The following is a 13,447-nucleotide window of genomic DNA, read 5'->3' on the forward strand; positions in this document are numbered from 1 at the left end:
GCCAGCATGATTGCGGGTCTGTACGCTCTCGCACGGTATCCGGCGCGGCAGGATCCCCGCACCCAGCGGCTGAACGCAGTGCCGCGGAGCCGATCGATATTGTCGCGGTGCTTGAGCAGTGTCCGCGGTAGCATACGATCATCGAAACCGAAGCTGCTGCGCAGCCCTGTGGTGATGGGATTCCGGTGCGGGCGCGGTCAGCATGAGGTGCAAATCGACCGACACTGGTCTACTCTTGGGGCAGGGAGAGGGTGGAGTTTTCGGTGTCTATGTCGAGCAACTACTACGAGCGGCTGGTAGAGGAGACGCCGGATGCATTGATCGCCACTTCTCCCGACGGCGAGATTCTGCACTGGAACCAGGGCGCGGAGCAGACCTTTGGTTATACGCGCGAGGAAGCGCTGGGGCGATCCCTTTACGAGCTGACTGTTCCACCCGATCTGATCGAAGAAGAAAAAGCCATCTATCGGGATGCATTGCGAACGGATGTCGCGACCTATGAATCCTACCGGCGGCGCAAGGACGGTTCGCTGGTCTATATCAATATCTCGATGCGGGCGGTCAAGGATCCCCTTGGCGAGCTGCTATATTTCGTTACCAACAAGAAGGATGTTACCCACCTCAAGGCCAGGCGCGATGCCAAGCTGCTGGAGGCACGCTATCGCGATCTGCTGGAATCCACTCCCGACGCGATAATCATGGTCAATACCTCGGGCCGTATTGTACTGGCCAATGGCCAGGCGGAAGAGGTTTTTGGCTGGGAACGGACCGAATTACTGGGCAAGCCGATCGAGATACTGCTACCACAGCGCTATGGTAGTCAGCACGTTCGGCACCGCTCTGGCTACCTAGAACAACCGCGCACCCGCTCCATGGGTGCGGGTCTTGAGTTGTACGGGCTGCGCAAGAACGGCACAGAGTTCCCGGTGGAGATCAGCCTGAGCCCGCTCAAGACCGAAGAAGGCATTCTGGTAATGAGTGCGATCCGTGATATCACGGTGCGCAAGAAGGCGGATGCTAAGTTCAGGGATCTGCTCGAGTCGGCCCCGGATGCGATGATCATCGTCAACGGCGAGGGCGAAATCGTGCTGGTGAATTCGCAGTCGGAAAAGTTGTTCGGCTACAGTCGTGACGAGATGCTGGCCCAGAAAGTCGAGATGTTGCTGCCGGTACGCTATCGCGCCAGTCATCCTGGCCACCGTGACCGTTTTTTCAGGGAGCCCAGGGTGCGCCCGATGGGTGTGGGCCTTGAGTTGTACGGGCTGCGCAAGAACGGCACCGAGTTCCCGATCGAGATCAGTCTCAGCCCATTGGAGACCGAAGAGGGAGTGCTGGTATCGAGCGCGATCCGCGACATAACGGATCGCAAGCGTGTCGAGCAGGAACTGCAGGAAAAGAACGTCGAACTGGAACAGGCCAACAATGCCAAGGACAATTTCCTCGCAGCGATGAGCCATGAATTGCGTACCCCGTTGAATGCAATCATCGGATTTACCGGCACCCTGTTGATGAAGTTGCCCGGTCCATTGACAGTCGATCAGGAAAAGCAGCTCACCACAGTGCAGCGCAGTGCCAGACATCTGCTGGCCCTGATCAATGATCTGCTGGATCTGGCCAAGATCGGTGCCGGGAAGATGGAGTTGCAACTGGAATCTGTGGATTGCCGCGAGGTGATAGAGGAGGTTATCGCCACGCTACGGCCCAGCGCCGAGTCCAGAGGGCTGCGTTTGCTGGCACACGCCGGTACGGCACCGCTGGTGTTTTTGGTGGACCGGAGAGCGCTCAGTCAGATTGTGCTCAACCTGAGCAACAATGCGATCAAATTCACGGAACAGGGCAGCGTAGAGATCTATTGCCGTCGCTGGGAGGAAGAGGGTGAGACAGGGCTGCAGATAGACGTGGTGGATACTGGCGTCGGCATCCAGCCCGAAGACCAGGAGAATCTGTTTTCGGCCTTCACCCAGCTGGACGTTAACACCCGGCGCCAGCGGGAGGGTTCCGGCCTGGGATTGCATTTGAGCCAGAAGCTGGCCGCGCTGCTCGGTGGCAGCATAAGCTGCAAGAGCAGCTACGGCCAGGGCAGTACATTCACACTGCGGATCCGGGACAACGGCTGATGGGCCGGCGAATTCTGGTCATAGAGGACCATGCCGACAATCTGGATCTGATGGTCTACCTGTTGGGGGCGTTTGGCTATCGGGTATCCACTGCCAGAAACGGGCGGGAAGGCCTCGACTGTGCTGCGCGGGAGCGGCCCGATGTTATTATCTGTGATATCCAGATGCCGGTTATGGACGGTTATCAGGTAATACACGAATTGAAGCACAATCCGGACCTGGCTGCGATTCCGGTGATTGCCGTCACTGCCTTTGCGATGCCCGGCGATCGCCAGAAAGTAATGGCAGCCGGATTTGATGGCTGTTTCACCAAGCCGATAGACGCTGAAACCTTTGTGCAGCAGATGAGGGAATTTATCCCGCAGGGGCCGCAGACCGGAACACAGAGCGGTTCGCACACGGACACAGGATGCGAAGAGAGTGGCCACGATACTGATAGTTGATGATCACGCCGACAGCCGCGAGTTTCTAGTGACACTGTTGGGCTACCGCGATCATGTCATGCTGGAAGCCGCAGATGGCCTCGAAGCTTTGACCGTGGTCCGGGACCGGCATCCGGACCTGGTGGTCGCTGATGTATTGATGCCGACCATGGACGGCTATGAGTTCGTCATGCAGTTGCGCGCTGATCCCGATATTGCCCGCACCCCGGTAATCTTCTATACCGCCACCTATCATGAACGCGAGGCATTGAGCCTCGCCCGCAGTTGCGGTGTTTCCGACGTGTTGACCAAGCCCTCCGAGCCCGGGATCGTACTGGCCACCGTCGACCGTGTACTGGGCGAAGTGGTGACGCCTTCGCTACCGCAGAAAGACGAGCTGGATCGCCGGCATCTGCGCTTGATGACTGACAAGCTCAAGCTGGTTTCCGACGATCTGGGTGTGGCCAGCCAGCGCTATGCGGCGCTGATCGATATCAATCTGCAACTGGCATCGGAACGGGACCCAAGGCGTCTGCTCGACAGCCTGTGCCGGATAGCACGCGAGCTGATTGGCGCGGGCACCGCCATGCTCGCGGTACGGGACAAGAACGGAGATGGCTCACTCTATCTCAGCAGCAGTGGCCTGGATCCGGAAGTGGCACAGAAGCTGAGCCTGCCCTCGATGCAGGCAGGAATCTTCGGCGATGTTATCGGCCAGCGCAAGGCGCGCCGCCTGCCCAACCCCGGAGGCGATCCGCTGACGGTGGGTTTGCCGGCAACCTATCCGGCGGCGTACTCGTTGCTGGCGGTGCCGGTGATGTCGCTGGCACATACCTATGGCTGGATCTGCCTGTGTGATCGCCTGGGTGGCGGCGGGTTCAGCGAGGAAGACGAAAACCTGTTGGGTATTCTTGCGGCCCAGGCGGGCAGGATCTACGAGAACGGCAGCCTGTACCTTAGCCTGAAAGAACAGGAAGAACGTTTTCGGCAACTGGCGGAAAATATCAGGGATGTGTTCTGGCTGGTGTCCACCGAAACCGGCGAGGATATTTATATCAGTCCGGCCTATGACCAGGTCTGGGGACTTCCACGCCAGCAAGGCCGCAATAGTCTCGCCTCGCTTAGAGAATCCGTGCACCCGGACGACCGGGAAAAAATACCGCCGCTGTTGTCGGATCTGACGGTATACGATACCGAGTACCGCGTGGTCAGGCCAGACGGATCGATACGCTGGATACATGACCGCGGCTTTCCGGTGCGCAATGCCGAAAGTCAAGTGTACCGGTTCGCGGGCGTTGCCGAGGACATTACCAGCCGCAAGATCAACGAAGAAAAATTTGCCCGGCTCACTCGTATCCACACGGTGCTCAGCCAGATCAACTCCACTATCGTGCGGATACATGATCGCCAGGCCTTGTTTGAGGAAGCCTGCCGGATCGTGGTCGAGCACGGACGTTTCGGTATGGCATGGATCGGCACGCTGGATTCGGAGACGCAGGCAGTGACTCCTGGCGCGCAGGCTGCAAAGGCGGTTGAAGACGAGGCCGACCGGATGTTGCGGACGGCCCAGGCGCAGGACGAGGACAGCCAGGGTATCCTGAGGGAGGCAATCCAACGGGCAAAGCCAACTTACTGCAATGACATCACTCCCGCATCCGGTGGCGGAACCTGGCGCCGGCTGGCACTGGCGAGAGGCTATCACTCTGTGGTGGTACTGCCCCTGTTCACGCACGCCACTGTAGTCGGCGTATTTGTGCTGTATGCGACGGAGCGCAATTTCTTTGACGCGAACGAACGCAGCCTGCTGACTGAGCTGGCCAATGATATTTCCTTTGCGCTTGAGTATATAGAGAAGACCGAGCAGGCGAGCTATCTGGCCTATTACGACAACCTGACCGGCCTTTCCAATCGGGTGATGTTCCATGAGCGGCTGGGACAGTTCATCAAGACATCCGAACGAGAGCGCGAACGGCTGGCGGTATTGATTGTGGACCTGGACCGGTTCAAGACAGTGAATGACACCCTGGGCCGGCAAGCCGGGGACGCGCTGATACGAGAACTCGCCCAGCGTCTGAGAGTCTGCGTGGCGGAACCGGTGCAATTGGCGCGCGCGGGAGCTGACCAGTTTGCGATGGTGTTGCCGGATCTCAAGCATGCCGGCGAAATCGCGCGACTGATTGAAGGCAGGCTGAAGGAGTGTCTGGAAGAGCCATTCTTGCTGGACGGTGAAGAGCTGCGGGTCTCGGCAAAAGTTGGCATCTCCCTGTATCCGGAGGATGGCCGCGATGCCGAAGCGCTGTTTCTCAATGCCGAGATGGCGCTCAAGAAAGCGAAGAGCCAGGGCAAGCGCTACCTGTTCTTTGACCGCAACATGTCCGAGAGTGTGGCGCAGAATCTGGGTCTCGAGAACCGGCTGCGGCGGGCCCTGGCCAATGAGGAGTTCTTACTGCACTATCAGCCCAAGGTGGATCTGGTTACGGGGGTGATCAGCGGAATGGAGGCCCTGATACGCTGGCAGAGCCCGGATGAGGGCCTGATACCACCGCTGCAGTTCATCCCGCTACTGGAGGAAACGGGCCTGATTCTGGACGTGGGCCACTGGGTGTTGGAGCGGGCTGCAGCGGATTTGCGCAGCTGGCAGGAACAGGGTGTGGAGGTACCGGGAATTGCGGTCAATGTGTCCGCGCTGCAATTGCGGCAAGCCGACTTTGTCAGGCAGGTAAAGGGCGCGATACAACAGGGTGGCAGCCGGTTGACGCTGGACCTGGAGCTGACCGAGAGCATGGTCATGAGCGATGTCGAAGACAGCCTCGTCAAGCTGCGCGAGTTGCGCGAGCTGGGGTTGGGGGTCGCCATTGATGATTTCGGTACCGGCTACTCCTCGCTAAGCTATATAGCGCGTCTGCCCATCGATGTGATCAAGATCGACCGTTCATTCATCGTCAAGATGATTGAGCACCCCGACGACATGATGATCGTGTCGACCATCATCACCATGGCCCACAATATGAGACTCAAGGTAGTGGCCGAAGGTGTGGATTCGACGGACCAGGTGGATATTCTCCACGGGATGGGCTGCGACGAAATGCAGGGCTACCTGTTCAGCAAGCCGGTACCGGCACTCGAGATGCTTGGGCTGCTGCGCCGAGGGGCCAGGTTCGAGCGCTGAGGGTCATTGGAGTCCGGCTCGGGCGACAAGCGGCACCGCCTGGTCGCTGTCGGCCGCCGCTTGCAGCAGCGCCTTCAGCTCCGGCACACAGGATCCGCAGCCGGTGCCGCAGTGCAATTGTGCACCCAGGGATTCCAGCGAGCGCGCACCGTTTGCAATGGCCTGGTTGATCTGCTTTTCCCCCACTTCCCAGCAGCTGCAGATCGTAGGCCCGGTAGTCTCACCATCCGCGTCGACCCCGCGCAGCAGCCGGTAGTCAGGCGGCTGCTCGCGCGCCAGCAGACTCTGCAGCCAGTCGCGGTCCGGCAGATGGTCGCGTCGCCGGTTGGCAAACAGGGCGTACTCCACCCGCTGCTTGCGCACTCCGATCAGGCGGAAATCCCCGCCAGCGGAATCATGATATTGCAGCTCGGCATCGGTCTCCCTTGCCACCGCGGCAAGCAGGTGACGGTATGCCGCAGTATCGGTTCCACCCTCGCTGCTGTTGTCGGCCAGTAGTGTCAGGTAGCCACCGGTCAGGCGCAGGCTGGACCAGTAGGGCAGCCGTGGCGGCGGCAGGCGATTGCGCGACACCAGCAGCGCCCAGCTGGTGGTGGCCAGCGGCCGCAGCGCCACCGTTGTGTATTTGGACTGGGGTTGGCCGGATACCGGATCGGTGAGCGCGGGTATCAGCTGACTGACGCAGGCCGCGCCAGCGAACTGGTCGTTCCAGTGGATGGGGCAGAACAGTTGCCCGGCGGGTTGACCGGAGTCCAGCTGCGCCAGCGCGGTGAGCCGGCCCCGGCTGTTCTCCACCGCCACCAGGCTGTCCGCTTCGATTCCCAAGGCCGCGGCGTCCGCAGGATTCAGGCTGATACTGAAAAAGTCCCGGTGGCGCATCAGCTTCGGTACCCGCCCCGTGCGGGTCATGCTGTGCCACTGGTCGCGCAGGCGGCCGGTATTGAGTTGCAGGGGCGCACGGTCGCTGCTTGCGGGCTCGGGCAGGGCGGGTGCCGCACTGACAAAGCGGGCCCTGCCGGTCGGGGTGAAAAAGTGGCCCTGGGCCGGCCCGACCGGGGCTCCCGCGGCCGGGCAGGGCCAGTAGCTGGGGGCCAGCCGGTCGTACTGCTCGCGGTCGAGATCGGCCAGTGCACTGATGTCGAAGTCGCGCTGACCGTCGTTTTCAAACCCGGACAAGCGCGCGTGCTCGCTGAAGATTTCGGCCGCACCTTCATAGGGAAACTGGTCCGCAAAACCCAGCCGCCGGGCTACCTGGGTGACCATCCACCAGTCGGGACGGGCTTCGCCCAGCGGCGGCACCAGCGCGCGCTGGCGTGATATGCAGCGTTCGGAATTGGTCACGGTGCCGTCCTTCTCTCCCCAGCCACAGGCCGGCAGCAGCAGGTCGGCAAAGGCCGCGGTATCGGTGTCGTGGACACAGTCGGAAACCACGACGAATTCGCAGCGCTGCAATGCCCGTCGTACCTGGGCAGTGTCCGGCAGACTGACGGCCGGGTTGGTCGCCATTATCCAGACGAAACGTATCTCGCCGCGATCCATGGCCTGGAACAGCTCCACCGCCTTGTGTCCGGGGCGGGAAGCCATTGCCGGCGCCTGCCAGAAGCGGCGCACCAGCTCCAGGTGTCGGTCGAAATTCATGTGTGCCGCGAGCTGGTTCGCCAGGCCGCCCACTTCGCGCCCGCCCATCGCATTGGGTTGGCCGGTGATCGAGAACGGGCCGCAGCCGGGCCGGCCCAGTTTGCCAGTGGCCAGGTGGCAGTTGATGATGGCATTGCACTTGTCGGTACCCGTAGCGGACTGGTTGATGCCCTGGGAGTAGAAGGTCACCACACGGTCCGACTCGCCGAACAGGCGGTAGAACTGCTCCAGTTCGTCGACGCTCAAACCGCTCGCCCGGGACACCGCCGCCGGGGTCTGGGGCGCGGCTTGCTGCACTGCGGCGTCGAAGCCCTCGGTGTGAGCCGCGACATAATCCCGGTCGACCAGGCCGTGGCGCTGCAGGTAGTTGAGCAGTCCGGCAAACAGGAAGCCGTCGCTGCCGGCGCGGGGCGCCAGGTGCAGATCGGCGAGATCGCAACTGGCGGTGCGGCGCGGATCGATCACCACGATGCGTTTGGCGGGGTTGCGCTGTTTTGATTCGGCAATGCGCTGGTACAACACTGGATGGGTCCAGGCGGCATTGGAGCCCACCATGACCAGCAGGTCGCAGTGCTCCAGATCCTCATAGGAACAGGGGACATGGTCGGCGCCGAAGGCGCGCTGGTAGCCCGACACCGCCGAGGACATGCACAGCCGCGAGTTTGTGTCCACGTTGGCGCTACCAAGAAAACCCTTCATCAGCTTGTTGGCGACGTAGTAGTCCTCGGTCAGCAACTGGCCGGACAGGTAGAAGGCGACGGATTCCGGTCCGTAGCGGGCCACGGTGCTGCGCAGTTGATCCGCCACCAGATCCAGTGCAGGATCCCAGGCCAGCCGCTCGCCGCCCAGCAGCGGATGCAGCAGGCGGCCGTCCTCAACCAGGGTTTCGGCGAGACTGCTGCCCTTGACGCAGAGCCGGCCGAAGTTGGCGGGATGGCTGCGGTCGCCGCTGATCGCGATTACCCGGTCGTTTTCGACTTCGGCGCTGACTCCGCAGCCGACGCCGCAATAGGGGCAGGTGGTATTGCAGTTTGTCATTCCCGCCCGACCAGCACGCTGTCATCCTGCAGGCGTACTGCATAGACCGGCACCCGTACCTCGGGATCTTCCAGACAGGTGCCGCTGCGCAAATCAAAGTGTTGCTTGTAGACCGGCGAGGCCACTACCAGCGAGCCCTGCAGATCGCCGACGATGCCCCGCGACAGTACATTGGCGCCGGAAAAGGGGTCCTGATTGGCAAGCGCATAGAGTTGGGGCGTGGCGTCGGGCAGGAAGAAAATAGCCACCTGGGTGCCGGCTATCAGGGCGCACACACCGGCATTCGGCACCAGGTCCGCCTGCGTGCAGACCTGTTCCCAGCGCGACTGTACTGCTGTGTCCATATCCGTTCTCCCAATCATCCTGCACCTACCGCAGTCTTTCGTTTACCGTCACGAGACGGACCCGCTCTTGCGGCCGTGCCGGGCGAATCTGGCCGCGTTCGCGCACAAACACGACATTGCTGTCACTGGCGTCGGAGTTGACGAACTCGCGGAAGCGCTTGAGCTTGGCCGGGTCCTCGATGGTGGTCTTCCACTCGCACTGGTAGGTGCCGACGATAGCTGCCATCTGCGTCTCCAGTTCCGCGGCGATGCCCAGACTGTCCTCGATCACCACCTGCCGCAGGTAGTCCAGTCCGCCCTCGAGGTTGTCCAGCCACACTGAAGTGCGCTGCAGCCGGTCCGCGGTGCGGATGTAGAACATCAGGAAGCGGTCGATGTAGCGAATCAGGGTCTGGTCGTCCAGGTCGGTGGCGAACAGGTCGGCGTGGCGCGGCTTCATGCCGCCATTGCCGCAGACATACAGGTTCCAGCCGTTCTCGGTGGCGATCACCCCGAAGTCCTTGGACTGGGCCTCGGCGCACTCGCGGGTACAGCCGGATACGGCCGACTTGAGCTTGTGGGGCGAGCGCAGGCCCTTGTAGCGGTTCTCGATGGTGATCGCCATGGCGACACTGTCCTGCACCCCGTAGCGGCACCAGCTACTGCCGACACAGGACTTCACGGTGCGCAGTGCCTTGCCGTAGGCGTGGCCGGTCTCGAATCCGGCGTCGACCAGTTCGCGCCAGATCTCCGGCAGCTGGTGCTGGCGCGCGCCGAACAGGTCGATGCGCTGGCCGCCGGTGATCTTGGTGTACAGGTCGTACTTCTGCGCCACCCGCCCCAGCACCACCAGTTTCTCCGGCGTGATCTCACCGCCGGGGATCCGTGGCACCACCGAGTAGCTGCCATCCTTCTGCATGTTTGCCAGGAAGGTGTCGTTGGTGTCCTGCAGCCCGACATGAGGTTGCTCCAGTACATGCTCGTTCCACAGCGAGGCCATGATGGAGGCCACCGCCGGCTTGCAGATATCGCAGCCACGGCCGTGGCCATGCTGCGCCAGCAGCGCGGCGAAGGTCTTGATCGTTCCGACCCGGACCAGGTGGTACAGCTCCTGGCGGGTGTAGGGGAAATGCTCGCAGAGACTGCGGTCCACCGCGATCCCGCGGGCGCTCAACTCGTCGTCCACCAGATTCTTGAGCATGGCAGCGCAGCCGCCGCAGCCGGTGCTGGCCCTGGTACCGCTCTTGATCTCCGCCAGCGAACAGCAGCCACCGTCGATGGCGCCGACGATATCGCCCTTGGTCACATTGTGGCAGGAGCACACGGTGGCGGTGGCCGGCAGTGCGGCTACGCCCAGCGTGGGCCGCTCGCCGGTGTTGGGCGCGATCAGGGCCTCCGGCGCCGGCGGCAACTCGATGCCGTTCAGGTGGTACTGCAGCAGGCTGTCGTAGTCCTCGCAATCGCCTACCAGCACCGCACCTAACAACTGCTTGCCATCGGCGCTGGTCACCAGGCGCTTGTATTGTTCGGCGCGCTCGTCGCTGAACACATAGGCGATGGCCCCCTCGCTGTTGCCGTGGGCGTCGCCGATGGAGCCCACATCCACGCCCAGCAGCTTCAGCTTGGTGCTCATGTCGGCGCCCTGGAACTGGCCGGCGGCTCCACTCAGTTGCTCGGCTACCGCTTCTGCCATCCGATAGCCGGGGGCGACCAGGCCGTAGATCCGGCCACCGAACAGCGCGCACTCGCCGATCGCGAAGATATCGGAATCCGTGGTCTTGCACTTGTAGTCGATGACGATGCCGCCGCGTTCGCCCACCGTCAGTTCGCCGGCGCGGGCCAGCTCATCGCGGGGCCGGATGCCGGCGGAGAATACGATCAGGTCGGTTTCCAGTGCGGTCTCGTCGGCAAAGTCCATGCGCAGGGCATGGCTGTCGCCGGGGACGATCTGGCGGGTATTTTTGCGGGTGTGCACCTGTACGCCCAGTGCCTCGACCTTGCGCCGCAGCATGCGTGAGCCGCCCTCGTCCAGCTGCACGCCCATCAGGCCCGGCGCGAATTCCACCACGTGGGTCTCCAGGCCCAGGTTGCGCAGTGCATTGGCACACTCCAGGCCCAGCAGGCCGCCGCCGACCACGACGCCGACGCGGCTGCCGTTGGCGCCGGCGCGGATCCGGCCCAGGTCGTCAATGGTGCGGTAGCTCAGGCAGCGCTCGTGATCGGAGCCGGGCACCGGCGGCACGAAGGGGTAGGAGCCGGTGGCGAGCACCAGCTTGTCGTAGGGAAAACGACGCCCGCCCCGGGTGACGACCACCTTGTTCTGACGTTCGATCGCGGTGACCGGGTCGCCAAAGTGGGCCGCCACCCCCCAGCCGAGATAGGTCTCGCGGGTGGCCAGCGCGAGCTCTTCGGGGGCGCGGCCGGAAAACACCTCGGACAGGTGAACGCGGTCGTAGGCCGGGCGCGGCTCTTCCCCAATCACGGTGATGTTGTGCCCGGTCTGTTTGCCGACCAGGGTCTCGACGAAGTGGTGGCCGACCATGCCGTTGCCGATCACGACGATATTGTGTTTGCTCATGCCTGCTCTCCGCTCTGTCTCTTCGCGGCGTTCACGCCGCACTCGCCAGTCCGCCCGCGGCGTCGCTGGCCGCACGGCCGAAGATCAGCCCCGGCCGCAGGGCGCTGATGTCGCTGCGGTTATGAATCAGTTCGCTGTACCAGTTGCCGCCCTGCTGGTCGCCGACCAGCACTGCTCCCACCAGGCGGTCGTCCCGCAACCGCAGGCGGCGGTAGATGCCGGCGGCGGGATCGTGCAACAGCAGATCCTCGGCTGTGCCTGCCAGCTCCCCCATGCTGAAAATGTCCACGCCGGAGATCTTCAGCCGGGTCGCGCAGGCGCTGCTGACAAAACCGGCCGTCGCCCTGTTGCTGAGCCGGGCCGCGAGTACCTTCGCCTGAGCGCGAATCGGTGCCACCAGGCCGAAGCACTCATCCCCCAGCTGACAGCACTCGCCGAGGGCGGAAATCGAGGCGACGGGTGTCGCCATCCAGGGATCCACCTGTACGCCCCGGTCCACCGGCAGGCCTGCGCTGGTGGCCAGGGCGGTGTTGGGCCGGATACCGGTGGCGAACACCAGCAAGTCGCAGGGCAGGCGTTCGCCATCGACGAGCCGCGCACCGGCAAGCCGGCTCCGGGACAGTTCGATTTCGGCCAGGCCGCTGCCAACGCGGAACTCCAGGCCGCGGCGGACCAGCAGTGCCTGCAGTTGGCGGCCGCCTTCCGGGTCCAGTTGTCGGTTCATCAGCCAGGGTTGGCGGTGAACCACAGTGGTGTGGCAGCCCAGCCGGTTGAGCCCATGGGCGGCCTCCAGTCCCAGCAGGCCGCCGCCTACCACGACGGCGCGGCGGATTTGCGGCGCACTTGCACGCAGCCGTCGGGTATCCGCCAGCGAGCGGAATACTGCCACTCCGGCGGCCTCCAAACCGGGCATGTCCGGCAGCGCGGTGGTGGCGCCGACCGCCAGGACCAGTTCGTCCCAGGGCAGTCGCAGACCACTGTCGGTCACAAGCTGACGATTGCGGGTATCCAGTTTCAGCACACGGGTGCCGGGCAGTACGCGCGTGACGCCATCTGCTTCGGGCAGCAGAGACAGGGCCTGCTCTGGCTGCTCTCCCGCCAGCACCCCGGACAGCATGACCCGGTTGTAGCAGGCATCCGGCTCGGCGCTGATGACGGTAATGTCCAGGTCGTGCGCGTAGCTGGCCAGCTCCTGCAGCAGGTAGGCTGCGGCCATGCCGCCACCCACAATCAACAGCCGCCGTTTTGCCACCGGTTTCATTCAGGCTGCCTCGCTGCCCGGTCCGACTCCGTCCCGCGGATTTTCGCGCGCCGGTCCGGCGAGCCGGATCCCGGCGGCGGCCCGCTCCGCACTTGCCGCCGGGTCGACCGCCACTGCCTGTTTGGCGTACAGGAACTCCAGTACCTGCTGTCGCAGGTGAACAAAGTCGGGATCTTCCGCCAGCGCCAGCCGGTCGCGGGGACGCGCCAGCGGCACCTTCAGGATTTCCCCGATGGTCGCCGCCGGTCCGTTGCTCATCATCACGATGCGGTCGGACAGCAACACCGCCTCGTCCACATCGTGGGTGATCATTACCACCGTGTTGCCCAGTTCCGCCTGGATCCGCATCAGCGAGTCCTGCAACTGGGCGCGGGTCAGGGCATCAAGAGCACCGAAGGGTTCATCCATCAGCAGCACCTTGGGCTGCATAGCCAGGCAGCGGGCGATACCGACCCGCTGCTTCATGCCGCCGGAGATCTCCGCCGGCAGCTTGTTGCGGGCCTGCTCCATGTTCACCAGCCGCAGATTGTGTTCGATCCATTCACGCCGTTGGTGCCGGTTCATGGTTTTGCGAAACACCTGGTTCACGGCCAGCGCGACGTTGTCCCATACCGTCAGCCACGGCATCAGCGCGTGATTCTGGAATACCACCGCCCGTTCCGGTCCCGGGTCCTGTACCTCGCGGCCCTCCAGGATCACGCCGCCCTCGCTGGCCTGCAGCAGGCCGGCGACGATGTTCAGCACAGTGGATTTGCCGCAGCCCGAATGACCGATCAGGGTGACGAACTCGCCCTTGCCAATCTTCAGGTTGATGTTCTGCAGCGCCCGGAATTTCTGGCCGCCGGTATCAAACTCGATGCCGACGCCGCTGATGTCCAGATATCTGTCAGTCATTGTCCAA

Annotated in this window: 8 protein-coding genes; 3 read left to right on the top strand and 5 right to left on the bottom strand. The window is 63.1% G+C overall.

All coding sequences use genetic code 11. The features are described 5' to 3' along the window. The first annotated feature begins 269 nt into the window (after positions 1-269). The 3 genes from G3T16_RS10280 to G3T16_RS10290 are packed head-to-tail and all read left to right on the top strand — an operon-like array spanning position 270 to position 5,708. The gene (locus tag G3T16_RS10280) at positions 270-2,117 is read left to right on the top strand and encodes a PAS domain S-box protein (RefSeq protein WP_163495141.1); all 1,848 of its coding nucleotides are present in this window, start codon (positions 270-272) and stop codon (positions 2,115-2,117) included. Next, positions 2,117-2,560, top strand: a complete 444-nt coding sequence (locus G3T16_RS10285) for a response regulator (protein WP_163495142.1) — start codon at positions 2,117-2,119, stop codon at positions 2,558-2,560. Before G3T16_RS10280 ends, G3T16_RS10285 begins: the two co-directional genes overlap by 1 nt. Further along, on the top strand, positions 2,538-5,708 hold the full coding sequence (locus G3T16_RS10290; RefSeq protein WP_163495143.1) for an EAL domain-containing protein: 3,171 nt from the start codon (positions 2,538-2,540) through the stop codon (positions 5,706-5,708). Before G3T16_RS10285 ends, G3T16_RS10290 begins: the two co-directional genes overlap by 23 nt. A 3-nt stretch (positions 5,709-5,711) precedes the next feature. On the opposite strand, the gene G3T16_RS10295 is transcribed toward G3T16_RS10290, so the two are convergent. Genes G3T16_RS10295 through G3T16_RS10315 form a run of 5 tightly spaced genes read right to left on the bottom strand, consistent with a single transcriptional unit; the run spans position 5,712 to position 13,440 of the window. Beyond that, the gene (locus tag G3T16_RS10295; RefSeq protein ID WP_163495144.1) at positions 5,712-8,384 is read right to left on the bottom strand and encodes a nitrate reductase; all 2,673 of its coding nucleotides are present in this window, start codon (positions 8,382-8,384) and stop codon (positions 5,712-5,714) included. Further along, positions 8,381-8,728 (bottom strand): nitrite reductase small subunit NirD, encoded by a 348-nt coding sequence (nirD, locus tag G3T16_RS10300; RefSeq protein ID WP_163495145.1) that lies wholly within the window; start codon positions 8,726-8,728, stop codon positions 8,381-8,383. Before nirD ends, G3T16_RS10295 begins: the two co-directional genes overlap by 4 nt. A gap of 25 nt (positions 8,729-8,753) precedes the next feature. Further along, on the bottom strand, positions 8,754-11,285 hold the full coding sequence (gene nirB / locus G3T16_RS10305; protein ID WP_163495146.1) for a nitrite reductase large subunit NirB: 2,532 nt from the start codon (positions 11,283-11,285) through the stop codon (positions 8,754-8,756). A gap of 31 nt (positions 11,286-11,316) precedes the next feature. Beyond that, positions 11,317-12,546 carry an NAD(P)/FAD-dependent oxidoreductase gene (locus tag G3T16_RS10310; RefSeq protein WP_163495147.1) on the bottom strand — a complete coding sequence of 410 codons (1,230 nt, stop codon included), beginning with the start codon at positions 12,544-12,546 and terminating at the stop codon, positions 11,317-11,319. Continuing rightward, complete coding sequence (locus G3T16_RS10315) at positions 12,547-13,440, bottom strand: ABC transporter ATP-binding protein (RefSeq protein ID WP_163495148.1); 894 nt, start codon at positions 13,438-13,440, stop codon at positions 12,547-12,549. Positions 13,441-13,447 lie beyond the last annotated feature (7 nt).

The sequence above is a fragment of the Kineobactrum salinum genome (assembly GCF_010669285.1).
GTDB lineage: Bacteria > Pseudomonadota > Gammaproteobacteria > Pseudomonadales > Halieaceae > Kineobactrum > Kineobactrum salinum.